General features: G+C 38.3%; 27 protein-coding genes, 1 tRNA gene and 1 riboswitch. Of the genes, 10 read left to right on the top strand and 18 right to left on the bottom strand.

From position 1 onward, the window contains the following. Nucleotides 1–25 precede the first annotated feature (25 nt). From tolB to A6B40_RS03175, 9 genes are all read right to left on the bottom strand, one after another. Entirely contained in the window at nucleotides 26–1,312 is a 1,287-nt protein-coding gene (gene tolB / locus A6B40_RS03135; protein ID WP_025247968.1) for a Tol-Pal system beta propeller repeat protein TolB, read from the bottom strand. Nucleotides 1,313–1,329: 17 nt separating this feature from the next. After that, the gene (tolA, locus tag A6B40_RS03140; RefSeq protein ID WP_025217683.1) at nucleotides 1,330–2,595 is read right to left on the bottom strand and encodes a cell envelope integrity protein TolA; all 1,266 of its coding nucleotides are present in this window, start codon (nucleotides 2,593–2,595) and stop codon (nucleotides 1,330–1,332) included. A gap of 16 nt (nucleotides 2,596–2,611) precedes the next feature. Next, nucleotides 2,612–3,052, bottom strand: coding sequence for a colicin uptake protein TolR (gene tolR / locus A6B40_RS03145; protein WP_025217684.1), 441 nt, complete (start codon nucleotides 3,050–3,052; stop codon nucleotides 2,612–2,614). Between the two features lie 140 nt (nucleotides 3,053–3,192). Next, nucleotides 3,193–3,873: a protein TolQ gene (gene tolQ, locus A6B40_RS03150; RefSeq protein WP_025217685.1), complete on the bottom strand. Its 681-nt coding sequence runs from the start codon at nucleotides 3,871–3,873 to the stop codon at nucleotides 3,193–3,195. A gap of 21 nt (nucleotides 3,874–3,894) precedes the next feature. After that, nucleotides 3,895–4,296, bottom strand: coding sequence for a tol-pal system-associated acyl-CoA thioesterase (gene ybgC / locus A6B40_RS03155; RefSeq protein WP_025217686.1), 402 nt, complete (start codon nucleotides 4,294–4,296; stop codon nucleotides 3,895–3,897). A gap of 162 nt (nucleotides 4,297–4,458) precedes the next feature. Further along, complete coding sequence (ybgE, locus tag A6B40_RS03160; protein ID WP_025342389.1) at nucleotides 4,459–4,746, bottom strand: cyd operon protein YbgE; 288 nt, start codon at nucleotides 4,744–4,746, stop codon at nucleotides 4,459–4,461. Further along, the gene (locus A6B40_RS03165; RefSeq protein WP_081732163.1) at nucleotides 4,746–4,844 is read right to left on the bottom strand and encodes a CydX/CbdX family cytochrome bd oxidase small subunit; all 99 of its coding nucleotides are present in this window, start codon (nucleotides 4,842–4,844) and stop codon (nucleotides 4,746–4,748) included. Before A6B40_RS03165 ends, ybgE begins: the two co-directional genes overlap by 1 nt. A 14-nt stretch (nucleotides 4,845–4,858) precedes the next feature. Further along, a complete protein-coding gene (gene cydB / locus A6B40_RS03170; protein ID WP_025217688.1) occupies nucleotides 4,859–5,992 on the bottom strand; it encodes a cytochrome d ubiquinol oxidase subunit II in 1,134 nt (377 codons plus the stop codon). A gap of 12 nt (nucleotides 5,993–6,004) precedes the next feature. Continuing rightward, nucleotides 6,005–7,555: a cytochrome ubiquinol oxidase subunit I gene (locus tag A6B40_RS03175; protein ID WP_176671537.1), complete on the bottom strand. Its 1,551-nt coding sequence runs from the start codon at nucleotides 7,553–7,555 to the stop codon at nucleotides 6,005–6,007. Between the two features lie 412 nt (nucleotides 7,556–7,967). Here A6B40_RS03175 and A6B40_RS03180 point away from each other — a divergent pair, with 412 nt between their 5' ends. Continuing rightward, nucleotides 7,968–8,294, top strand: coding sequence for a DUF5339 domain-containing protein (locus A6B40_RS03180; RefSeq protein WP_176671538.1), 327 nt, complete (start codon nucleotides 7,968–7,970; stop codon nucleotides 8,292–8,294). Between the two features lie 130 nt (nucleotides 8,295–8,424). Here the strand turns inward: A6B40_RS03180 and groL are convergent, their stop codons facing one another. The 6 genes from groL to secM form a co-directional block, all read right to left on the bottom strand. Further along, a complete protein-coding gene (gene groL / locus A6B40_RS03185; RefSeq protein WP_176671539.1) occupies nucleotides 8,425–10,065 on the bottom strand; it encodes a chaperonin GroEL in 1,641 nt (546 codons plus the stop codon). Nucleotides 10,066–10,156: 91 nt separating this feature from the next. Beyond that, on the bottom strand, nucleotides 10,157–10,447 hold the full coding sequence (locus A6B40_RS03190) for a co-chaperone GroES (RefSeq protein WP_025236286.1): 291 nt from the start codon (nucleotides 10,445–10,447) through the stop codon (nucleotides 10,157–10,159). Between the two features lie 210 nt (nucleotides 10,448–10,657). Beyond that, on the bottom strand, nucleotides 10,658–11,218 hold the full coding sequence (locus A6B40_RS03195) for a YceI family protein (protein WP_176671540.1): 561 nt from the start codon (nucleotides 11,216–11,218) through the stop codon (nucleotides 10,658–10,660). Nucleotides 11,219–11,365: 147 nt separating this feature from the next. Further along, complete coding sequence (gene mutT, locus A6B40_RS03200) at nucleotides 11,366–11,770, bottom strand: 8-oxo-dGTP diphosphatase MutT (RefSeq protein ID WP_176671541.1); 405 nt, start codon at nucleotides 11,768–11,770, stop codon at nucleotides 11,366–11,368. 84 nt (nucleotides 11,771–11,854) lie between these two features. Continuing rightward, entirely contained in the window at nucleotides 11,855–14,572 is a 2,718-nt protein-coding gene (gene secA, locus A6B40_RS03205; RefSeq protein ID WP_176671542.1) for a preprotein translocase subunit SecA, read from the bottom strand. Between the two features lie 57 nt (nucleotides 14,573–14,629). After that, entirely contained in the window at nucleotides 14,630–14,950 is a 321-nt protein-coding gene (gene secM, locus A6B40_RS03210; RefSeq protein ID WP_176671543.1) for a secA translation cis-regulator SecM, read from the bottom strand. Between the two features lie 117 nt (nucleotides 14,951–15,067). Between secM and A6B40_RS03215 the strand changes: the two genes are divergently transcribed. Both A6B40_RS03215 and A6B40_RS03220 read left to right on the top strand, forming a co-directional pair. Beyond that, on the top strand, nucleotides 15,068–15,370 hold the full coding sequence (locus A6B40_RS03215; protein WP_025217697.1) for a DciA family protein: 303 nt from the start codon (nucleotides 15,068–15,070) through the stop codon (nucleotides 15,368–15,370). Nucleotides 15,371–15,393: 23 nt separating this feature from the next. Next, nucleotides 15,394–15,765 carry a copper resistance protein NlpE gene (locus A6B40_RS03220; protein ID WP_025217698.1) on the top strand — a complete coding sequence of 124 codons (372 nt, stop codon included), beginning with the start codon at nucleotides 15,394–15,396 and terminating at the stop codon, nucleotides 15,763–15,765. A 164-nt stretch (nucleotides 15,766–15,929) separates the two neighbouring features. Here A6B40_RS03220 and A6B40_RS03225 read toward each other — a convergent pair. Both A6B40_RS03225 and A6B40_RS03230 read right to left on the bottom strand, forming a co-directional pair. Then, nucleotides 15,930–16,019: transfer RNA gene (locus A6B40_RS03225), tRNA-Ser, on the bottom strand. Between the two features lie 92 nt (nucleotides 16,020–16,111). Continuing rightward, nucleotides 16,112–16,423: a BolA family protein gene (locus A6B40_RS03230; protein WP_025342384.1), complete on the bottom strand. Its 312-nt coding sequence runs from the start codon at nucleotides 16,421–16,423 to the stop codon at nucleotides 16,112–16,114. 94 nt (nucleotides 16,424–16,517) lie between these two features. Between A6B40_RS03230 and A6B40_RS03235 the strand changes: the two genes are divergently transcribed. The 7 genes from A6B40_RS03235 (at nucleotide 16,518) to A6B40_RS03265 (ending at nucleotide 22,571) form a co-directional block, all read left to right on the top strand. Continuing rightward, nucleotides 16,518–17,105: a YajG family lipoprotein gene (locus tag A6B40_RS03235; protein ID WP_025217700.1), complete on the top strand. Its 588-nt coding sequence runs from the start codon at nucleotides 16,518–16,520 to the stop codon at nucleotides 17,103–17,105. 194 nt (nucleotides 17,106–17,299) lie between these two features. Next, the gene (gene rsmE, locus A6B40_RS03240; protein WP_025247975.1) at nucleotides 17,300–18,031 is read left to right on the top strand and encodes a 16S rRNA (uracil(1498)-N(3))-methyltransferase; all 732 of its coding nucleotides are present in this window, start codon (nucleotides 17,300–17,302) and stop codon (nucleotides 18,029–18,031) included. Beyond that, nucleotides 18,031–18,591: a YqgE/AlgH family protein gene (locus A6B40_RS03245; RefSeq protein WP_176671544.1), complete on the top strand. Its 561-nt coding sequence runs from the start codon at nucleotides 18,031–18,033 to the stop codon at nucleotides 18,589–18,591. The genes rsmE and A6B40_RS03245 overlap by 1 nt, the downstream gene beginning before the upstream one ends. Further along, nucleotides 18,591–19,004 (top strand): Holliday junction resolvase RuvX, encoded by a 414-nt coding sequence (gene ruvX, locus A6B40_RS03250; RefSeq protein ID WP_176671545.1) that lies wholly within the window; start codon nucleotides 18,591–18,593, stop codon nucleotides 19,002–19,004. Before A6B40_RS03245 ends, ruvX begins: the two co-directional genes overlap by 1 nt. A 45-nt stretch (nucleotides 19,005–19,049) precedes the next feature. Then, nucleotides 19,050–20,105 carry an AI-2E family transporter gene (locus A6B40_RS03255; RefSeq protein ID WP_025217704.1) on the top strand — a complete coding sequence of 352 codons (1,056 nt, stop codon included), beginning with the start codon at nucleotides 19,050–19,052 and terminating at the stop codon, nucleotides 20,103–20,105. 168 nt (nucleotides 20,106–20,273) lie between these two features. Beyond that, nucleotides 20,274–20,370, top strand: a riboswitch (glycine riboswitch). A gap of 117 nt (nucleotides 20,371–20,487) precedes the next feature. After that, nucleotides 20,488–21,855, top strand: a complete 1,368-nt coding sequence (locus A6B40_RS03260) for an alanine/glycine:cation symporter family protein (RefSeq protein ID WP_176671546.1) — start codon at nucleotides 20,488–20,490, stop codon at nucleotides 21,853–21,855. Between the two features lie 47 nt (nucleotides 21,856–21,902). Continuing rightward, on the top strand, nucleotides 21,903–22,571 hold the full coding sequence (locus tag A6B40_RS03265) for a thermonuclease family protein (RefSeq protein WP_176671547.1): 669 nt from the start codon (nucleotides 21,903–21,905) through the stop codon (nucleotides 22,569–22,571). Nucleotides 22,572–22,673: 102 nt separating this feature from the next. On the opposite strand, the gene A6B40_RS03270 is transcribed toward A6B40_RS03265, so the two are convergent. Continuing rightward, entirely contained in the window at nucleotides 22,674–23,321 is a 648-nt protein-coding gene (locus A6B40_RS03270; protein ID WP_176671548.1) for an OmpW/AlkL family protein, read from the bottom strand. Nucleotides 23,322–23,336: the final 15 nt, after the last annotated feature.

A 23,336-nucleotide genomic window follows, 5' to 3' on the forward strand; every position in this document is an offset into this window, starting at 1 on the left:
GTTGCTCCTAATTAGAGAAATATTATTATTTAGTTAAGTATGGTGACCATGCAGGGAATTTATAATGTCCACCTGCTCCCGGCAAATTAGCTTTGAAACGCCCATCTGCGGATACCAATTGTAGCACTTTACTCGTACCTTTGGTAGAGCTATAAATAACCATAATGCCATTTGGAGAAATACTTGGACTTTCGTCTAAGAAAGTTGAACTCAATACTTCCGTGCCACCTGAAGCGAGATCACGTTTCACAACTCTATCTCCAGCAATCATGATTAGATTCTTACCATCAGATGATACTTTAGCATTATAGCTACCACGACCTCCCATTGGGCTCGCACCACCACCTGATGAACTCATTCTGTAAACTTGCGGAGCACCAGCACGGTCAGATGTAAAGTAAATTGTACTTCCATCTGGAGACCAGCTCGGCTCGGTATTATTACCTGCATTTGAGGTTAATTTACTCGGTGTTCCACCGCCACTACCTACAACGTAAATATTCAACTCACCATCTTGGTTAGAAGCAAATGCAATACGAGAACCGTCTGGTGAGAATGCCGGTGCACCATTATGCCCTTGTAAAGCAGCCACTACGCGGCGAGAACCTGAACGAATATCGTGCACAACAACCTGTGCTTTTTTGTTTTCAAAGGTAACATACGCTAATTTGCTACCATCTGGAGACCACTCAGGAGACATTAATGGCTCTTTACTTGTGGTAACAGTAAATGCATTAAAACCATCATAGTCCGATACACGTAATTCATATGATGATACGCCACGTTGCACTACATAAGCGATTTTTGTTCTAAATGCACCACGAATTTGAGTTAATTTTTCAAACACTTGGTCACTTACAGTATGGGCTCCTTGACGAATTTGAGCGGCTGGCACAATAAATGAACCTTGAGCAACCACGCCTCCCGCAGCCCCAGAAGTACCTAATGTATCAATTAATTGATAAGCGACATTGTAACCACCACCAGCGGGACTGACTTGCCCAACTACGATGTTATCAATACCAATTGCACTCCATTGATCTGCGACCACTTCACCTGCCGAACCTGGTTGAGCCGGCATTTGTGAACGCTCAAGCGGTGTAAATTTGCCACTATTTCGCAAATCGTCAGAAATGATTTGTGCAACGTCAGCAGGCACACCAGTTGATTTAAACGGAACAACCGCTATCGGTTGAGCCATACTCACACCTTCATCAATGGAAATTCGCACATCTGAATCTGCAATGGCAGAGGTTGCCATCACTGCAGAAAAAAGACCTATTACACTCGATAGACGAGAGAATAATTTCATATTTAGTCCTCTAAAAACTATTTAACTTTTAAACTAAAATCAAGGGTTGGTGATTTAAACATATTATAGACTGCATCTGATGGTGCAGGCGGCACTTTTCGGGTTGCCACAATTGCACTTACTGCTGCATCACATACTGCTTTATCGCCACTCACAACTTGATAGTTAGTGATTGTACCATCTCGACTTAAGAAAATCTTAACATCGCATTGTTTGCCTGCAAAACTTGGATCAACACGATATTTAGACTGAATCAATTTCTTAATTCGTTGACCATAAGCATTGCCATCCACATTAGCCCCTTGCCCTAAGCCTTTTGTTCCACCTGAACCTTGCGAGCCGGATGAATCTTTATTTCCACCTTTGCTCGAACCACCACCAATATCGCCTCCACTTAAGAAGTCATCTAATGCCTGGTTATTCTTAGCTTGGGCTGCTTTTGCTTCCGCAGCCGCTTTTGCTTTAGCCTCTTTTGCCGCTTTTTCTTTAGCTGCTTTTTCAGCTTTTGCTTTAGCTTCTTTTTCTGCCTTTTCTTTCGCTTCTTTATCCGCTTTCGCTTTAGCCTCTTTTTCCGCTTTCTCTTTCGCTTCTTTTTCAGCCTTTGCCTTAGCCTCTTTCTCAGCTTTCTCTTTCGCTTCTTTAGCCTGTTTTTCTTTCAGTTCTTTCTGCTCTTGTAACTTCTTCTCTGCTTCAACTTTTTTCTGTTGTTCCAGTTTTTTCTGAGCTTCCTTCGCTTTTTTCTCTTCTTCAGCTTGTTTTGCTGCTGCCTCTAAGCGTTTTGCTTCTGCATCCGCTTTTAGCTTCGCTGCTTCAGCTGCCTTTTTACGAGTAGCCTCTTCCGCTTGCTGTTTTTTCAGCTCTTCTTGTTTAGCTTGCTCTTGCTTTCTCTGCTCTTCAATTCTTTCTTGACGCTCAATTTCTTGTTGCCGTTGCTTTTCTTGAATCGCAGCTAACTCAGCTTGCTGCTGTTTTTGGATTTCCTCTGGAGTTGGTTTATCCTCTACAGGCTCTTCGGTTAGCTCTTCTTTCGGTTCTTCTTTAGGCTCTACTTTTGGCTTTTTAGTTCCTTTTTTTTCTGCCATAAGTTGACCGTATTCGGCAGCAACCTGCCCGGTATCAACCATTACTGCTTCAAAACTATCGCTATCGCCACCACTGCCACCGGCTGTCGCTAATTCCGTTTTGGTGAAAAGAGACCCAAGCAATAATAATCCAATCAATAATATATGTAATAAGATCGAAATAATAACTGCAAGCTCTAGTCTATCTTGTTGAGATTTCACACGTTATCCTTGCTGATTATTTACCTTCAGTCATTAAACCCACTGATTTAACACCTGCATCTTTAAGTAATGTGATACCTTTCATAATTTCTTCATAAGGTACAACTTTATCACCGGCAACTAAAAATAATGTATTATTATCTTTTTGAAATTGTTCTCCGGCATAAGCGATCACTTCTGATTCAGAAATATTATCTTGCCCATTACTTTGCACATAGTTACCATCAATTTTTAATTTATATGCACCTACACCCGCCACTTCTAAAATAACAGGCGTTTTATCTTCATTTGATACAGATTGACTGTGTGTATCTTCAGGTAAATTAACTTCCACACTTTGACTGATAATAGGTGCTGTTGCCATAAAAATAAGCAATAGTACTAACAATACGTCTAGGAATGGAACAATATTAATTTCCGATTTAATGTCATTACGTTTTACACGACGAATCGACATATTTCCCTCTTTTAAGATGCTTTTGCATCTATCATTAATTTTATATAACGTAACACTTTTAGCTACGCATTATTACTTTACAAGCGGTCAATTTTTTACTAAATTTTGCAAATTTTTATCAAAAAGAGGCCGCTTGATGCTTATCTTTTTGAAAAGGCTTGACGATGTAATAAGGTCGTAAATTCATCAATGAAATTCACATAACCTTGTTCTACTTTACCTAAACGTAAGTTTAAACGGTTATATGCCATAACAGCCGGAATTGCCGCAAATAGACCAATCGCAGTCGCAATCAATGCTTCTGCAATACCAGGTGCTACAGATTGTAGAGTAGCTTGTTTAACCGCACTTAACCCCATAAATGAGTGCATAATTCCCCATACTGTACCAAATAAGCCGATATATGGGCTAATTGAACCTACTGTACCTAAGAATGGGATATAATTTTCAAGACTTTCCATTTCACGATTTAATGCTAAATTCATTGCACGAGTTGAACCTTGAATGATAGATTCAGGTGCATCAGGATTTGCTTGCTGTAAGCGGTTAAATTCTTTAAATCCAACATAGAAAATTTGTTCTGAGCCTGTTAAAGCATCACGACGGTTTTCTAAACCTTGATGTAAACGGTTTAAATCTTCTCCAGACCAGAAACGATCTTCAAACGTCAATGAGTCTTTTCTCGCTTTTGCTAATACCTTACTACGCTGGATAATAACCGCCCAAGATAAAATTGAGAACACAACAAGAATCAACATAACGATCTTTACAACAATACTTGCTTCTAAAAATAACGATAGAAGGCTAAATTCAGTTTGCATCAATAAAACTCCGAATAGTTTTTAAATAGAAAATTTATTTGTTTGTAATGCTTGACGAATATCATCAGGAATTGCAATTGGCTTCATTTTAACGAGATCAACACAAGCAACTGTGACAGTTGCGCTACTCAAACAACCACCATCTTTCCATAAATTTTGCTGAAATAGGATAGTTGCTTTTTTAAATGCTGAGATTGTTGTTTCTACATTTAATAAATCATCTAAACGAGCAGGAAATTTATACTCAATTTCAATCTTCTTTACTACAAAGGCAATAGATTGAGCAAAAAGTTCCTGTTGAGAGAAGTTATACTGTCTTAGGAACTCAGTTCTTGCGCGTTCAAAAAACTTAAGATAGTTAGAATGATATACCACTCCTCCTGCATCTGTATCTTCATAATAAACTCGAATTGGGAAGTCCATAGGCAGTATTTCTCTCATTCAAAACGAAAAAAACGCCCAAAATTTAGGCGCAAATTGGGTGATATTCTAGAGTTAGAGTCATCTTTATGCAAGCATATTTTTCTATAAATCACAAAAATATTCTTTAACTATTAAAAATAAAAAAGAGGCATAAAAATGCCTCTATTTCATCAAAAAAATAAATAGTGTTGGAATAACAATAGCATAGCCTAACAGTGGAAGAAAAATCGCTTTCCATAAGGTTGATCTAATTTCAAATCCAATACCATGAATCCATAAAATTGCCATACCATAAAAGATTACGATCACTAAATATGGTGTTTTACCCCCAAATTGTGAGGCAAATTCAGCAGAATTTAGCAAAATCATTGCACAAAGCGATGTTGCTAAAATAAAAGAAAGGGCTTTTAACAAGCCCTTTGCTGTGAAGTTATAAAGAGCATTTATCATTACTCGTCAAACTTACCTGTTTTCTCGATGCTGATAGTAATAACGGTTGCAAAGAAAATTGCCAGCATCACACCTAAAATCCAAGTTACATAAAACATAATGAACTCTCCTATTAGTAAGCTGATTTATTTTCTTCTAAATAACTAGCATCTAAACGACCATACATTTTGATATATGACCAAATAGTATAACCTAGTACTGTTGGTACGAAGATACATGCTACAACTAACATTACTGTTAAAGTTGTATGGCTAGCTGTTGAATCCCACATTGTTAAACTCATATTCGGATGAGTAATTGATGGCATAACAAACGGGAACATAGAAACTGCTGCTGTTGTAATCACACCAATAATCATCACTGATGATGAGAAGAATGCTAAACCAGAACGATTTGCTTTCGATGCAGCAATAGTCATTAGTGAGCCAATTACGACTAATGCAGGTACAACCCATAATACAGGCATTTCATAGAAGTTTTTAAACCATGCTCCAGTTTCTACTACAACAGTTTTAGCTGTAAAGATAGACTGAGCATTATGATCTAACTCACTTGTAATTACAAAGCCATCTTTAAAATATAGCCACACACCCGCAAGAATGAATGCAACTAATACGACAGAAGCAGTAACTTGAGCAATTTTTCTTGAGTTATTATGAAGTTCTTCAGTAGTTTTCATTTGTAACCAAGTTGCCCCTTGTGTAGTTAGCATCATTAAACTAATGATACCACACAACAATGCAAATGGATTCAATAAGCCAAAGAATGTGCCAGTATATAATGACTGATTGATGTTGTTAAATTCAAATGGCACACCTTGTAATAGATTACCAAAAGCAACACCAAATACTAATGATGGAACAAAACCGCCAATTAGTAAACCATAGTCCCAAGCATTACGCCATTTAGGGTTATCAATTTTTGCACGATATTCAAAGCCTACTGGGCGAAAGAATAGTGCTGCAAGCACTAAGACCATCGCAATATAGAAACCTGAGAATGAAGTTGCATATACTGTTGGCCACGCTGCAAATAATGCACCTCCTGCGGTTAATAACCATACTTGGTTACCATCCCAGTGAGGAGCTACAGTATTGATCATAATACGGCGCTCTACATTACTTTTACCAATTACGTGTAAAAGGTTTAATACGCCCATAGTAAAACCATCAGTAATCGCAAAGCCGACTAATAATACTACAATTAAGCTCCACCAAATAAAGCGGAGAATTTCATAATCGATCATTTTTCACTCCTATTATTTAGTTGATTGTTCAAAGTAGTAGCGACCTGTTTTTAATGCGCTTGGGCCAAGACGACCATATTTGAACATTAAATACATCTCTACAATTAAGAATAACGAGTATAAACCGCATAACAAGCCGATTGTGAACCACAAGTCACCTGTTGTTAATGCTGAGTTTGCCACTCCAACTGGTAACATTTCATAAATAGCCCATGGTTGACGACCATATTCAGCCAGGAACCAACCAGATTCAATTGCGATCCATGGCAGTGGAATACCCCATAATAAGGTTTTCAATAAGAAACTGCTATTGCTAACACGGCCACGTACATTTTGAGCGAATGCTGCAATAATTAGTAATAACATGATGAGACCTGAGATCATCATTGCGCGGAATGCCCAGAATGTAGGTCCCACATTCGGAATAGTATTATCCGCAGCTTTCTGAATTTGCTCTTCTGTTGCATCAACAACATTGTCTGTATATTGTTTTAACAATAGACCAAAGCCCAAATCTTTTTGTACTGCTTTAAATGCTTCTTTATCCGCTTCTGTATAGTTACCAGAACGTAATTTTTCTAATAACCCATAAGCAACAATACCCGTACGAACACGTTGTTCGTTAACTACACGGATATCTTTCAAACCTTTGATTTCAGTATCTAAAGAACGAGTTGCAATAATACCTGCTGCATAAGGAATAGAAATTGCCATTTCATTTTTCATTTCTGCAGTATTTGGAATTACAAATGCATTCCACGCCGCTGGAGCAGGGTGAGTTTCAAATTCACCTTCCATTGCGGCTAATTTTGTTGGTTGAGCTTTGCCAATTTCGTAACCTGATTCATCACCCATAATTAATACCGCAATAATAGATAATAAACCAAAGCTAGATGCGACAGAGAATGAACGTTTAGCAAAACCTAAATCACGACCTTTTAAGATATAGTATGAGCTAATACCTAATACAAAGATAGAACCACACACATAACCTGCTGTTACAGTATGTAAGAATTTAGATTGTGTTACTGGATTTAAAAGTAGCTCGGAGAAACTCGAAAGCTCCATACGCATTGTTTCAAAGTTGAACTCTGAAGCAACTGGATTTTGCATCCAACCATTTGCAACTAAAATCCATAATGCTGATAAGTTAGAACCAAATGCTACACAGTAAGTAGATAGCAAGTGTTTAGCTTTTGACAAACGATCCCAACCAAAGAAGAACAATCCCACAAATGTAGATTCTAAGAAGAATGCCATTAACCCTTCAATAGCTAATGGAGCACCAAAAATATCACCTACATAATGAGAATAATATGACCAGTTCATACCAAACTGGAATTCCATTGTAATACCAGTTGTTACCCCTAGAGCAAAGTTAATACCAAATAACTTACCCCAGAATTTAGTCATATCTTTATAGACTTCTTTACCCGTCGTTACATAAATAGTTTCCATCACAACAAGTACGAATGAAAGACCTAATGTAAGTGGTACGAATAAGAAGTGGTAGAGTGCAGTTAATGCAAACTGCAAACGTGAGAGTTCAACTACGTCTAACATCTCAAACCTCTTATATTAATATACTAATTTAACAATAGATTACTAAAAGTAATCACCCACTAATTATCACTCAATTTTAATAATAACCCGAATTGGTTAAATTTATAATAAAGTGTCGGTGGCTATTCTACCTGTAAATAACTAATTAAAAAATAGTAATTTTGTTATATTCGTCACAAAATTACGTTATTTATATAATAAATGTTATATCCCCTACCTACCCATAGGGTTATCTTTAACAAAGATGTAACAAATATCTCACTATTTAGCTAAATCCCTACCCGATCTCACTTTTTATCGAAAAAGATCGCACTTTTTGATGACTTTTTATATAACTTTTGATAGTATCCAGACGTCTTATCAAATAGATAGAAAACATTTATTGTATTAACACTTAATGTGTGGAGAACGCATGCTAAAAAGAATTCTAGGAATTACACTTTTCACGGTTTTTGCTTCAACAGCAACCTTTGCAAGTGTTAAAACCTCATCACTGACAGTTGCAAAACCTACTTTAAGTAAAGCATTACCCACTGAATGTGAAAAAATGTTTAGTACGGCGAATAAGTTAGTTTCTGATGCAGAAAGACAGCCCGGTACTCATACTCAATTGGCTAAAATGAAGAATAAACTTTCTTCAACAAAACAACAACTCCTCAAAATGGATACTGCCCTACAACAAAAAAGTTGTGAGAAAGGTTTAACCGCATTAAATAACCTAAGGCAAAAACATCAATAATAAAAAAACCAAGCTATTCTTAGCTTGGTTTTTTATTGCAAAATTTTTTTAAAAAAGTACCGCTTGCTATTGATAGTAAAACAAAAGCTACTGAATTGCTCCAGTAGCTTTTGTTTATTTAGATGAGCGATTACATCATTCCGCCCATTCCACCCATACCGCCCATTGCGGCAGGATCTAATTTTTCATCTTTTGGAAGGTCTGTAATCATACATTCTGTCGTGATCATTAAACCTGCGATAGATGCCGCAAATTGTAATGCTGAACGGGTTACTTTAGTTGGATCTAAAATACCCATTTCTAACATATCGCCATACTGCTCTGTACCTGCATTATAACCATAGTTACCCGAACCATCTTTCACGTTACGAGCAACCACTGAAGACTCTTCACCGGCATTTGCTACGATTTGGCGTAAAGGTGCTTCCATCGCACGAAGGGCAAGTTTGATACCCACATTTTGTTCCTCATTATCGCCTTTTAAGGTTGCTGCTACTTTGCTTGCTGCACGCACTAATGCAACACCACCTCCTGGAACGATACCTTCTTCCACCGCTGCACGGGTTGCGTGAAGAGCATCATCAACACGATCTTTCTTCTCTTTCATCGCTACTTCTGTTGCTGCACCGACTTTAATCACGGCAACACCACCAGCAAGTTTTGCAACACGCTCTTGCAGTTTCTCTTTATCGTAATCTGAGGTTGAATCTTCAATTTGCTGACGAATTTGTGCTACACGGCCTTTAATTTGAGCCTCGTCACCAATACCATCAATAATTGTCGTGCTATCTTTAGTAATTACCACGCGTTTAGCTTGACCTAACTCTTCTAAAGTCGCTTTTTCAAGCTCCATACCGATCTCTTCCGAAATCACAGTACCTGCGGTTAAGATCGCAATATCTTGTAACATCGCTTTACGGCGATCGCCAAAGCCCGGCGCTTTTACCGCCGCCACTTTCACGATACCACGCATAGTATTCACCACTAAAGTCGCTAACGCCTCGCCTTCAATATCTTCAGCGATAATTAATAACGGTTTACCCGCTTTCGCTACGCCTTCTAACACAGGTAATAATTCACGAATGTTAGACACTTTTTTATCTACTAAAAGAATATATGGATTTTCTAGCTCAACCGTACCCGCCTCTGGCTTATTAATGAAGTATGGCGATAAGTAACCACGGTCGAACTGCATACCTTCAACCACATCTAACGCATCTTCTAAACCTGTACCGTCTTCAACGGTAATCACACCCTCTTTGCCCACTTTTTCCATTGCTTGAGCAATTAATTGACCGACAGTTGAATCTGAGTTTGCAGAAATTGTTCCCACTTGTTCGATCTCTTTTGAGGTTTCGCACGGTTTTGAAATCACTTTTAACTCTTCAACTACCGCAGCAACCGCTTTATCGATACCACGTTTTAAATCCATTGGGTTCATACCGGCGGCAACCGCTTTCAATCCTTCGTTTACAATCGCTTGAGCAAGCACGGTTGCGGTAGTTGTACCGTCACCGGCGGCATCATTGGCTTTAGAGGCAACCTCTTTCACCATTTGAGCACCCATATTTTCAAATTTATCTTCTAATTCGATTTCACGAGCAACCGAAACCCCATCTTTAGTAATCGTTGGTGCACCGTAAGCACGATCTAACACCACGTTACGACCTTTCGGGCCTAAAGTCACTTTTACTGCATCGGCTAAAACATTCACGCCTTTTAACATTTTTACACGTGCATCATTACCAAATTTAACGTCTTTTGCTGCCATTTTTTATTCCTCATTTATTGATAGCGCAAGCGTCCACGCTTGTGCTTTAAAACAAAATTAGGTACAAGCGTGGACGCTTGCACCATCATAATTATTCTACAATCGCTAAAATATCGTGTTCAGCTAAAATTAATACTTCTTCGCCATCAATTTTTTCAGTTTTAACACCGTAGCCTTCATTGAAGATAACCACATCGCCTACTTTAACCGCTAAAGGTTGAACTGAACCATTTTCTAAAATTCGGCCTGTACCCACTGCAATAACTTTGCCACGAGTTGACTTTGTTGCTGCCGAACCTGTTAAAACAATACCACCTGCTGATTTTGTTTCAACTTCTTCACGTTTTAAAATAACTTTATCGTGTAATGGACGAAGTGCCATATTCTATTCCTCTTATAAATTAATGATTGATAATTCTACGCAAAAAGCGTGATATTTAATAATATAAAGGCTGATTTCAGACTTTCAAGAGCAAGTAGTTAAATTTGCAAAATTTTTTACAAATTTAACCGCTTGATGATTTAATTTTAATCAAAAAAAGGTGGCAAAAACCATAAAAAATCCGCACATAAGTGCGGATTTGCCTAAGAGTTACTGCTTCGCAGCTTCAATTTGAATCGCAATTTCAACGTCTTTTGTCATACCGACATCAACAAGGTAATTCATACCCCATTGGCTTCTATCAATAGTAGTTACAAAATCGCCGCCGCATACTTCAGCTTTTAGCATTGGGCTGTCATAACAATTGAATTTAGTTGCTTTTAAAGTTACCGGATGAGTTTGACCTAATAGGGTTAAATTGCCTTCAACTTTGGTTACTTTTTTATCTGCAAAATAGAATTTTGTTGAAACAAAACGCATTTCAGGAAATTTTTCTGCGTGGAATAAATCAGCTGATTTTAAATGCTTAGTAAAATCTTCACTACTTGCTTGTAAGCTGCTTACCGGAATAGTTACATCTATTGAGCCAGTACCTTTTTCTACATCAAGCTGTAATTCGCCTGTTAAATTGTAAAAACCACCCACGTTGCTACTTGTGCCAAAGTGGTCAATGCTAAATCTTGCATTTGCGTGGTATGGGTCAATTTTATAAGTTGCTGCATTGGCAGATACAGCAGCAATAGCTGCGGCTAACATAACAATTTTTTTCATAAAAACTCCTCGTTATCAAATTTAGGTTTGTTAAATTTTGGTTAAAGAGTTTTCATTCTATCCAAATAAAGATAAGGAATAAATGACCGTTATGAAAAAAGATTATTTCTTTAAAAGAAAGAATAGCAGATTAAACTACTGCTATTCTTAGTTTTCTGTTTCTGCTTTTAAGCGTTGAATTAATTCTGCATTTGCTGGTGGAAAAGCCCCTTCATCTAAATCAGATTGAGCGATCCAAAATCCCTCTTGCCCTTCTCGCCCAAAAGGTTCATTTATCCATTCTTCCACCAAGTAGAAGAAAAACTCAATAATCTTGTTTGGATATTCAAAGCTGAAACTTTCATACGGAAAAGCGCTTAACACTTGAATGCCGATTTCTTCTTCCAACTCACGTTTAAGAGCTTCTTCAGGGGTTTCATTAGCATCAACCTTACCGCCCGGAAATTCTAAAGATTGAGCAAAGTCTTGCCCTTCTAAGCGTTGGGTTAAATAAATTTGTCCAAATTCATTGCGGATAATGCCAGCTGATACTTGAATAATCGGTTTTGACATAGTTTTCCTTGTTTATCTAAATTCAAGCGGTCAAATTTAGACGATAATTTGCAAATTTCTGTCTAAAAATAACCGCTTGTATCATTATGCGTATTTCGCTTTATTGCCGTGACAATGTTTATATTTTTTGCCTGAACCACAAGGACAAGGGTCATTGCGACCAATGCTTAAGTTTGCTAATTCTTCATCGTTTAAGCTTTCTACACTAGACTGCTGATGTTCATCTTCATTGGTCTGGATTTGTTCTGCTGCTTTAGCTTCCATTTCTGCTTGTAAGCGTTGAGCTTCCTCCACCTCTTCTTGGCTACGCACTTGAATGCGGCTTAAAATGCTGATCACATTTAATTTCAAGGTGTTAAGCATATTGGTGAACATGGCAAAAGACTCTTTTTTGTACTCTTGTTTCGGATCTTTTTGAGCATAACCACGCAAGTGAATACCTTTACGGAGGTAGTCCATTGAAGAGAGATGCTCTTTCCATAACTCATCAAGATTTTGTAACATTACACCTTTTTCAAAGTTACGCATTACTTCTGGGCTAACTTTCTCTTCTTTGGCTTTATATTCTTGAATAGCAATATTGAGAATACGCTCACGTAAGGTTTCTTCGTGTAGATCTTTTTCGGTTTCTAACCAGTGAGAAATTGGTAAGTCTAAGCCAAACTCTCGGCGTAAACGCTCTTCCAAGCCCGGTACATCCCACATTTCTTCAATTGATTGAGGTGGAATATATTCGCTGATAGTGCTATCAAATACATCTTGGCGAATAGTTTCAATCATTGAAGAAATATCGTCTGTGTCTAATAAATGGTTACGTTGTTCATAAATCACTTTACGCTGCTCGTTCGCCACATCGTCATATTGTAAAAGGTTTTTACGACCGTCAAAGTTATGAGCTTCTACTTTTGCTTGTGCCGATGCAATTACTTTGGTTAATAGTTTAGATTCCATCGCTTCGCCTTCTTCAGTAAACGCTTTGCGCATCATATTCAATTTACCTTCATTGAGGTAAATTCGCATCAACGAGTCATCTAACGATAAGTAGAAACGTGATGAACCCGGGTCACCTTGACGCCCTGAACGACCACGCAACTGGTTGTCGATACGGCGTGATTCGTGACGTTCCGTGCCGATAATGTGTAAGCCACCGGCCTTCATTACCGTTTCATAACGCTCTTTCCACGCTGATTTGATGTCCTCGATTTGCTCTTCGGTCGGATTTTCTAACTTAGCAATTTCCATTTTCCAGTTACCGCCAAGCACGATATCCGTACCACGACCAGCCATATTGGTTGCAATGGTCACTGCTCCCGGAGCCCCGGCTTCAGCCACGATTTCCGCTTCTTGGGCGTGGAATTTCGCATTCAATACATTGTGAGGAATGCCTGCTTTGGTTAATTCTTCCGACAACAATTCCGATTTTTCCACCGAGGCCGTACCGACTAAAACAGGCTGCTTGCGTTCGATACAATCTTTGATTTCGGTGATAATCGCCGCAAATTTTTCCGCTTCGCTTTTGAACATTAAATCAGTGCGGTCATCACGAATAACCGGGCGGTTGGTTGGCACAACCACCGTATTTAAGCCGTAAATTTGTTGGAACTCAAAGGCTTCGGTGTCTGCCGTACCGGTCATACCTGCCAATTTTTCGTATAGACGGAAATAGTTTTGGTAGGTAATTGAAGCAACAGTTTGGTTTTCGCCTTGAATATTCACACGCTCTTTCGCTTCAATCGCTTGGTGTAAGCCGTCAGACCAACGGCGACCAGCCATTGTACGGCCGGTGTGTTCGTCAATGATCACCACTTCGCCATCTTTTACGATGTAGTCCACATTACGTTCAAATAATTTGTGAGCTCTTAACGCCGCACTCACGTGGTGTAATAGCGAAATACGAGCCGGGTGATACAAACTTTCGCCCTCTTCCATCAAGCCCATTTGGGTGAGGAATTCTTCCACTTTCACCATACCACGCTCAGTTAAGTGAGCCTGTTTGTTTTTCAGATCAAGGGTGAAATCGCCCTCGCCGGTGTACTCTTCGGTGTCTTCTTTATCTTGTACGATTAAGTGTGGAATGATCTGATCCACCGCTTGATAAATTTGTGTGGCATCTTCCGCGGGCCCTGAAATAATAAGCGGCGTACGAGCTTCGTCAATTAAGATCGAATCCACTTCATCCACTAACGCATAGTGCAATTCACGTTGGAAACGTTCGTTTTTGTCATGAGCCAAATTATCACGTAGGTAATCAAAACCTAATTCGCTGTTGGTGGAATAAGTAATGTCTGCTTGGTATGCCGCACGTTTCACTTCCGGCGGTAAGCCCGGAATATTCACGCCAACGGTTAAACCTAAAAACTCAAATAATGGGCGGTTAGTTTCCGCATCACGGCGAGCTAAGTAATCATTCACAGTCACAACGTGTACGCCCTTGCCGGTTAAGGCATTGAGGTAGCACGGCAGTGTCGCCGTTAAGGTTTTCCCTTCACCGGTACGCATTTCGGCAATATTACGCCCTGTTAAAACCATACCGCCAATGAGCTGTACATCAAACGGGCGCATACCTAGTACACGTTTACTCGCTTCTCGAACCGTTGCAAAGGCTTCAGGCAATAAACTGTCTAAAGTTGCCCCATCCGCTAAACGGAGTCTAAATTCAGCCGTTTTGGCTTTTAATTCTTCGTCAGATAGCTGTTCAAATGTCGGTTCAAGTTTATTAATTTGTGCCACACGCTTTCTTAAGCGTTTTAGCGTACGATCATTGCTTGAACCAAAAATAGAGGTAAGTAGTTTTGAAATCATTGTATTTTCCTAAATATAAATATTGTTAATTAATTGATTTTAAAATGAAATTTATAGTTAGGCGTGAGGTCCTGCTCGAATTGGATAAATATTTTGTTTATCCAAGCGGTAAGATTTGGTAAAAAATTCGCAAAAATTGACCGCTTGTGGTTTAATTTCCACAATATCGTAGTTCAATTCTGCGATAAAAAGTGATTGCTGCTCTAGCTCATTCGTAGCTTGAACATACTGAAGAAAAGATTGATTGATAACTGCTTCTTGCTCACTTTCATTTGGATTAACCGCCTGAATTTCAGGTAACGCAAGCATCGCAACCATTCCGAAAAAAAGTTGCGACCAAAAAGGCGTTTTATGAAAGTGTTTAAAAAATAAGCTCATTAAGTTAATATAACTGAAAATTTATATGATTATACGCTAAATTCCATCAGAATTATCAAATAATTGGGTCAAGTAACGTAAAATCAAGTATAAAAATTGAGATAAAGTAAATAATAGATGAAAAATTCAGCACCTAAAAAGATTAATGATATTTTACAGAACTCAACATTAACTCGAATTGTCGAAAGAGCAAATTTCATTAATGAGTTGAACCAAAAAATACAGAAAATCTTGCCAGAACCTTATCGCGGGCTTTACCGTGTAGCAAATTTAGTTAATAATCAACTTATCATTAATGTAAAAAATGCAACCGTAAGGCAAGGTTTACTATTACAGCAAGTTACTCTGTTACAACAAATACAAGCTGATTTACCTGAAATTACTCAACTGGAATTTAGAGTAACTCCTAGTCTAAAATGATTTAATTTGAAAGAGGAAAATGTATGAAAAAAATCGCAGTAATTGGGTTTACCGCAATATTGGGGGCCTGTTCATTATTACCACAGAAGAACGTAAGTGGCACTTATACAGGCGTATTACCTTGTGCAGACTGTGAGAAAATTGAAGCTCAACTTACGCTAAATGCGGATAGAACCTATCAATACGACACGATCTATTTTAAAGACAAGAAAGAGCATGCATTTCGCGACAAAGGTACATATACTTGGGAACCAAATAAATCAAACGTTATCCGCTTAGAAAAAGCCTCTGGTAACCTTGCTTTCCACGTTTCTGAACAACACGTTGAACTTTGTGACCCAAATGGTAATACAATAAAGAGCAGCAATAACTACAAATTAAATAAAGTGCAATAATTCCCTAAAAGAGATTCATAGAATCTCTTTTTTATTTGTACAAAAAGCAATAAAAAATCCCCAAACAAAAATGTTTGGGGATAACCTAAAAATGAAAAAGTATTTCTACTTTTACTTAACCAAGGAAATATCTATGAAAACAGTAAGAAATCTTTCTAATTGAATGGCGGTGAGAGGGGGATTCGAACCCCCGATACAGTTTCCCGTATACACGCTTTCCAGGCGTGCTCCTTCAACCACTCGGACATCTCACCGAATCAATAAAAAGACAACATAAATATAGCAATTTTTCTCTTTTCTTTCAAGTATTTTCTTCACAAAATGAATTAAATCACTTTTTAAGCAGTTACTGCCCTACGCCCAAGCAATTCGGAGATTTTACTACTACCCCACCAATTTCTTCCCATTCTCCTTGCGTATATAAATGCAACGCTAATGCGTGAACACCTTTTTCTAATTCGTCTGCTAAACAAGCATACACAGCTTGATGGCGAGCTACAGCTCTTTTTCCTTCAAATTTATCAGATACTAAAATCAGCTTAAAATGAGATTCTGCTCCTCTGCCTGAACTATGCATATAGCTTTCATTCTCTATATTGAAAACAATAGGTGAAAATTCTGCATTAATTTTCGCAATAATAGATTGTTCTACTAACATTTTTACTCTCTTTGATTGAAAACCTAAACAAAATAATACTATACTAGAATGAAATTATCTCAAAATTTCTTTAAACAAGAAGGATTTAACAACTATGAAACTATCTACAAAAACCTTAGTTTTAGCAACCACATTTGCAGCAGCTCTATTAGCAGGTTGCCAAAGTCAATCAAACACCTTAACTTTTGCAACACCTACACCAACTGCTGTATTTAATACAAATAATCAAACAGCAGCAGTAAATGTAATGACACAAGACTTGCGTACTTCTCGTGAAATTGCAAGTTACACTAAAAATGGCGAAGTAATTCGTTTAACAGCAGTACCTGAAGTAGCTGCAATGTTCCAACAGGCAGTACAACAAGACCTTAACGCAAAAGGCTTCCAAATTGTGCAAGGTGCAGCAAATGCAAACGTTACTGTGAATATTCGTAAATTCTTCGCAACAGTTGAACAAGGTAATTTACGCTATAAAGCGGATGCACAAGTGGGAGTTGAAGTTACAGTTCAAGGTTCAAAAGGTAACTTTAGCAAAAACTTCAATGCAACTCGCGGATATGAAGGTGCATTTGGAGCAAGTAATGATGAAATCAAGAAAGTATTAGACCAAGCCTATTCTGATGTTGTGAAATCAATTTATAACGATAACGAAATTGCAGCCGCAATTCATCAATTCAAATAATTAATTGAATTCATTTTACAAGCGGTTAAGTTTATTCAGTTTTTTGCAAAAAATTGAAGGAATTTAACCGCTTGTTGTTTTCTATTTTGTAATGTTGCGTGAAAATAGCATAAATTCAATTTACTGTTAAACAATTTCCCCTTACCATAAGGCAGACATAAGTCTGCCTTTGATGTATTTTAAATAGAGATAAAATGAGAATCCCAAGAATTTACCATCCAGAGCCATTAGCTAATCAGCAAAGCTGTATTTTAAGTGAGGATGCATTCAACCACGTTGGCCGTGTGCTACGAATGAAAGAAGGAGAGCAAATTATTTTGTTTGATGGCTCTAACCATATTTTTCACGCCACGTTACAAGCGGTCGAGAAACGTCAAATTATTGCAAAAATTCATTCAAGTGAATTAGATAATAGAGAGTCCAACTTGCCAATTCACTTAGGGCAAGTGATTTCCAGAGGTGATAGAATGGAGTTTACCATTCAAAAATCAGTGGAGTTGGGTGTAAAAATTATTACTCCACTTTGGTCGGAACGTTGTGGCGTAAAGCTCAATGATGAACGACAAGATAAAAAACTACAACAATGGCAAAAAATTGCGATTGCTGCGTGCGAGCAATGCGGACGAAATGAAATTCCTGAAATTCGCCCGATTATGAAGCTCACCGATTGGTGCAAAGAGCAAGATGAAATGCTAAAACTTAATCTGCATCCAAGAGCCAAATATACCATTCGGGAACTGCCAAATGTACCGAACGCAGGCGTACGCTTATTAATTGGCTCAGAAGGCGGCTTATCATCAGAAGAAATTGCGATGACAGAAAGCGAAGGTTTTACCGAAGTATTGTTAGGCAAACGGGTTTTACGCACAGAAACTGCCTCACTTGCCGCCATTACTGCTCTACAAGTTTGTTTTGGAGATATTTAATGCTAGAAAATTTACAAGGCAAATTTTTAATTGCCACCCCAGAAATGGACGATGATTATTTTGAGCGTACCGTTATCTATATTTGTGAGCATAACCAGCAAGGGGCGATGGGCGTTGTAATTAACACACCAACCGATCTTTCTGTGCTTGAACTGCTTACCCGTATGGATTTCCAAATGGCAAACCAGCGTAATTATAACAAAGATCAAATGGTATTAAGTGGCGGGCCGGTTAATCAAGATAGAGGCTTTATTATTCACACCAAAACAGAAAATGATTTTATCCACACTTATCCGATCACTGATAAAATTACACTCACAACTTCAGGCGACGTGTTAGACTCTTTCGGCACGCCCCAATCGCCGGAAAAATTTATTGTTTGTTTAGGTTGTTCCACGTGGCAAACCAACCAACTAGAGCAAGAAATTGCACAAAATTATTGGATCGTGTCTGAAGCAAATGAAAAAACATTGTTTGAAACCGGCTATTTAGATCGCTGGCCAGAAGCCTATGAAATGATGGGGCTCTCAGGTATACCAGCCAGAGCGGGGAGAGCTTAATGTCCGAAACCGTTATTGCCTTCGATTTCGGCACAAATAGCATTGGTTGTGCTGTTGGCCAAAGTATTACCGGCACAGCCCAAGGCTTGAGCTCATTTAAAGCCCGAGACGGTATTCCAAAATGGGAAGAAATTGGTAAACTGTTGCAAGAATGGAAGCCCGATATTTTAGTTGTCGGCTTGCCATTAAATATGGACGGAACAGAACAACCTTTAACCCAAAGAGCCAGAAAATTTGCCAACCGCTTAAACGGGCGTTTTAATTTGCCTGTTGAGTTACAGGATGAACGTTTAACTACTGTCGAAGCAAAAGCAGAAATTTTTTCTCGTGGTGGCTACAAAGCATTAAAAAAGGATAAAGTGGATTCCATTTCCGCTTGTTTAATTTTAGAAAGTTGGTTTGAAAATCGGTAATTTACAAAAAATTGACTATTTTCGACCGCTTGTAAAAGGATATTTATGATACTTTCATCTAGCCGCAGTTTAGTATCTATCGCTGCGATCATTATTATTTTAGCCGGTATTAAATTGTCTAGTGAGATTGTAATGCCATTTCTGCTCGCACTTTTCATTGCAATTATTTGCTCGCCAATGATTAATTTTATGACGAAGCGAAAAATTCCGCTATGGTTAGCAATTACACTCTTGCTGATAGTCATTTTGTTGGGTTTTACCTTTTTTGCAGGCATTATTAATAGCTCATTGCAAGAATTTACTAGCTCAATACCACAATATAAAACACAGCTCTCAACCCGTGTTAGTGTTCTGGTCGAATTTGCACAAAAATGGAATTTACCAATTAGTATTTCTCAAGATGAACTGATGAGTAAATTTGACCCAAGTTCAATTATGAATTTCGTCAGCTCACTATTGGTAGGCCTTTCTGGCACATTATCAAATATCTTTGTGGTTTTCTTAATCGTTATTTTTATGCTAATGGAAATGCCTGTCGCAAAATATAAACTGGCCCTAGCATTAAGTGAAGATGATGATTTACGCAACGAAAAAGAGTACATCAATCAAGTATTAGAAGGTGTGATAGGCTATTTGGGCGTAAAAACTTTTGTTAGCCTACTTACAGGTATTTGTGTATGGATATTATTAACATCGTTAGATGTCCAATATGCGATTTTATGGGCAATGTTTAGTTTCTTACTTAACTATGTGCCAAATATCGGTTCAATTTTGGCAGGCATTCCTATTGTTATTCAGGCTCTCGTGCTAAATGGTTTTTCAATCGGGTTAGGAACATTAATTGGTATGGTTGCCATTAATATGGTGATCGGTAATGCTTTAGAGCCTCGTTTAATGGGTAAGAAATTGGGGCTTTCAACACTTGTCGTATTTCTTTCACTTCTGTTCTGGGGCTGGCTGCTTGGGGCGGTGGGAATGCTACTCTCTGTACCTTTAACTATGGCGTGTAAAGTAGCATTAGAATCAAATAAAGAAACGAAAAAATATGCTGTACTGTTCAGCGATTTAGAAGAAGTGCCAAGAGGCAAAAAATATCACTAAATAACTTGACGAGCGAAAAAGAGTTGCTAGAATTTGGCAACTCTTTTTTATTTCACAAACTGAAATAAATCAGATTGTTCGGATGAAGGTAGCTGGAGAGAAATGAATTAACATTTCACCGACGAGGTAAACTCTTTCAGGTGCGACTATGTTGCGAGGACTGTTACTGGACGAACCCTTGGAGAGAGCTGATGAAAAATCAGCCGCCGAAGGCGAAAATGCAGCAATGTGTGAAACGCTCAGGCAAAAGGACAGGGGAGAAAAGTTATATAATACAAGCGGTTGTTTTTTGCTGATTTTTTGCAAAAAATTTCCGTTTTTTAACCGCTTGTTCTAGCATTCCTTTTCTTTCCTTGTAAGCAATTTTTACGAGGAACACTTAATGTCAATTGACACCATTCTTAATCAAATCAACAGTTTTATTTGGGGTCCACCGCTTCTGATTTTAATTTCAGGCGTAGGGATTTATCTGACTCTTGCCTTAAAAGGCATTCAATTAAGCCAGCTTGGGCGAGCGTTCGTTTATATGTTCAAACCTGAAAAAGGAAAAGGACAATCAGGAGACATCTCCGCTTTTGCCGCCCTTGCTACTGCCCTTGCAGCGACTATCGGTACAGGGAATATTGTTGGCGTTGCTACCGCAATTCATTCAGGCGGCCCGGGTGCATTATTTTGGATGTGGCTCATCGCCCTATTTGGTATGGCAACTAAATACGCCGAAGGCTTGCTTGCGATTAAATATCGTACTAAAGATAAAGCAGGCTTTATTGCCGGCGGACCGATGTACTATATCGAATTAGGTATGGGGAAAAAATGGCGTTGGCTCGCTAAAGCCTTTGCTTTTTTTGGGGTATTAGTGGCGTTACTCGGTATTGGAACTTTCCCACAAGTAAATGGGATTACACACGCCTTAGAAAGTACCTTCGATGTACCAATTCTCTTTAGTGCTATTATTTTAACGCTGATTGTTACGGCAATTATTCTTGGCGGTGTAAAACGTATTTCTAAAATAGCAACCATTGTTGTGCCATTTATGGCTATCGCTTATGTTGTTGCTTCACTTTGTGTAATTATTCTCAACGCCGAAAAAGTACCACAAGCTATCGTTACTATTGTTCACGCCGCCTTTAATCCGCAAGCGGCATTAGGCGGTGCATTTGGTTTTACTGTAATGCAAGCCATTCAGCTTGGTGTAGCACGCGGTATTTTCTCGAATGAATCAGGCTTAGGCTCAGCCCCGATTGCTGCAGCCGCAGCCCAAACCAAAGAACCGGTGAGACAGGGATTAATTTCAATGACAGGCACGTTTTTAGATACCATTATTGTCTGCACAATGACAGGTCTGGTTATTGTCATTTCAGGTGCTTGGACAGGCGATATTAAAGGTGCAGCTCTCACTACAACTGCCTTTACTCAAGGCTTAGACAGCTCATTTGGTGCGATTATTGTAACGGTTGGCTTAGTTTTCTTCGCATTCACCACTATTTTAGGCTGGTGCTATTATGGTGAACGTTGTTTTGTCTATTTAACACGTGGGCGAACCCAATATATCAAGCTCTATCGCATTTTATTTATTGCGTTAATTGCCGCCGCCCCGTTTTTACAACTCGATACCATCTGGACAATCGCCGATATTGTAAACGGTTTAATGGCATTCCCTAACTTAATTGCACTTATCGCACTACGTAAAGTCATTATTGGAGAAACAAAGGATTTCTTTCATCGTCTTAAAAAAGACAAAATACTATAAATATGGATAAAATATAGGGCATTAACACCGCCCTATATTTTTTGTTTATGAAATTTCTTTATTCTATTATTTTTTACCTCTTATTCTCTACCGCCTATACGGCAGAGCGACAACTGCAGTGTAAAGTAGTCAGTATTAGCGATGGTGATACCCTAACCTGTTTGCTTAATAAAGCTCAAATAAAAGTTCGGCTACAGTATATTGATGCACCAGAACAAGCGCAAGCTTACGGAAGTAAAGCCAAACAAACTTTAGCTAACTTTATTTTCAGTAAGAATGTAACCTTAACAGTTTACGGTTATGACCGCTATCAACGAATGTTGGCAGTTGTTTATTACAATAATGAAAATATCAACTTAAAATTGGTAGAATCTGGAATGGCTTGGGCATACACTACTAAAAAAGAGTACAACAATGCCCAACAGCAAGCCCAATCGAGAAAAATCGGACTATGGCAAGATTACTCACCAGTTAATCCATCAGAATGGCGAAAAATACATAATCAACTGCCTCAACAAGCGGTTAAAAAAGCTAAGAATTTTGCAAATGCCTCCTCAATTGTCAACTGCCAAACCAAACTCAGTTGTAACAAAATTGGGGACTTTGAACTAGCTAAACTCTACTTTCAGCAATGCGGTTGGAAAGAACTAGATGGTAATAATGACAGCATTCCCTGTAATAAACTCTACCGAAAACAGAATCTCAATCACAGATAATATCAAAAACACCTAAAGAAAAAGACTGAATCTGCTAATAGCAGAAACAGTCTTTTTCTTTAGGTGTTCTTGAGACTTATACCATTCTAAGTGATATATGCATTAGAATTTCACACCAAAACCTGCGAATAATACAACAGGGTCAAGTTTCACTTTTACTTCGTGATCTAACCCTAACGCTTTAAATTTCGCTGTGGTTTTAATACGTGTGTACCACGCTGCTGCGTTGAAGTAGATGTTGTCAGTTAATTTCACATCTACCCCTAAGTTAGCTACAGGTGCGAAAGAGTGTTTTTTCACATTTAAATTAGTAACTGCTGCGTGAACTGATTTAGCGTGGTAGAAGCGAGTATAGTTAATACCTGCACCAACGTAAGGTTTTACTTTTGCCATTGGCTCAAAGAAATAGTATTGAGCATAAAGGCTTGGCGGTAATTGTTTTAAGCTCACTACTCTGCCTAAATCTAAGTTTAACGCAGGCACTTTACCGTTAATTTTGTGAGAAAACGGCGTTGCACCTAATAATTCAATACCGACATTGTCCGCTAACATATAAGTTGCGGTTAAACCAAGTTGAGTATTATTTTTTACTTTTAAATCAATCTTAACCGGCGTAACGGTGTTAGACTCTGAATTTGCTTGCACGTGTACCGCACCAAAACGAAACATTGTATCGCCTGCTTGGTGTGCCATTACTGAACCTGCTAATAAAGTGCTACCTAAAAGAATTGCTAAAGTTGTTTTTTTCATTTTAATTTCCTCAAA

The organism is Mannheimia varigena (assembly GCF_013377235.1).
Lineage (GTDB): Bacteria > Pseudomonadota > Gammaproteobacteria > Enterobacterales > Pasteurellaceae > Mannheimia > Mannheimia varigena.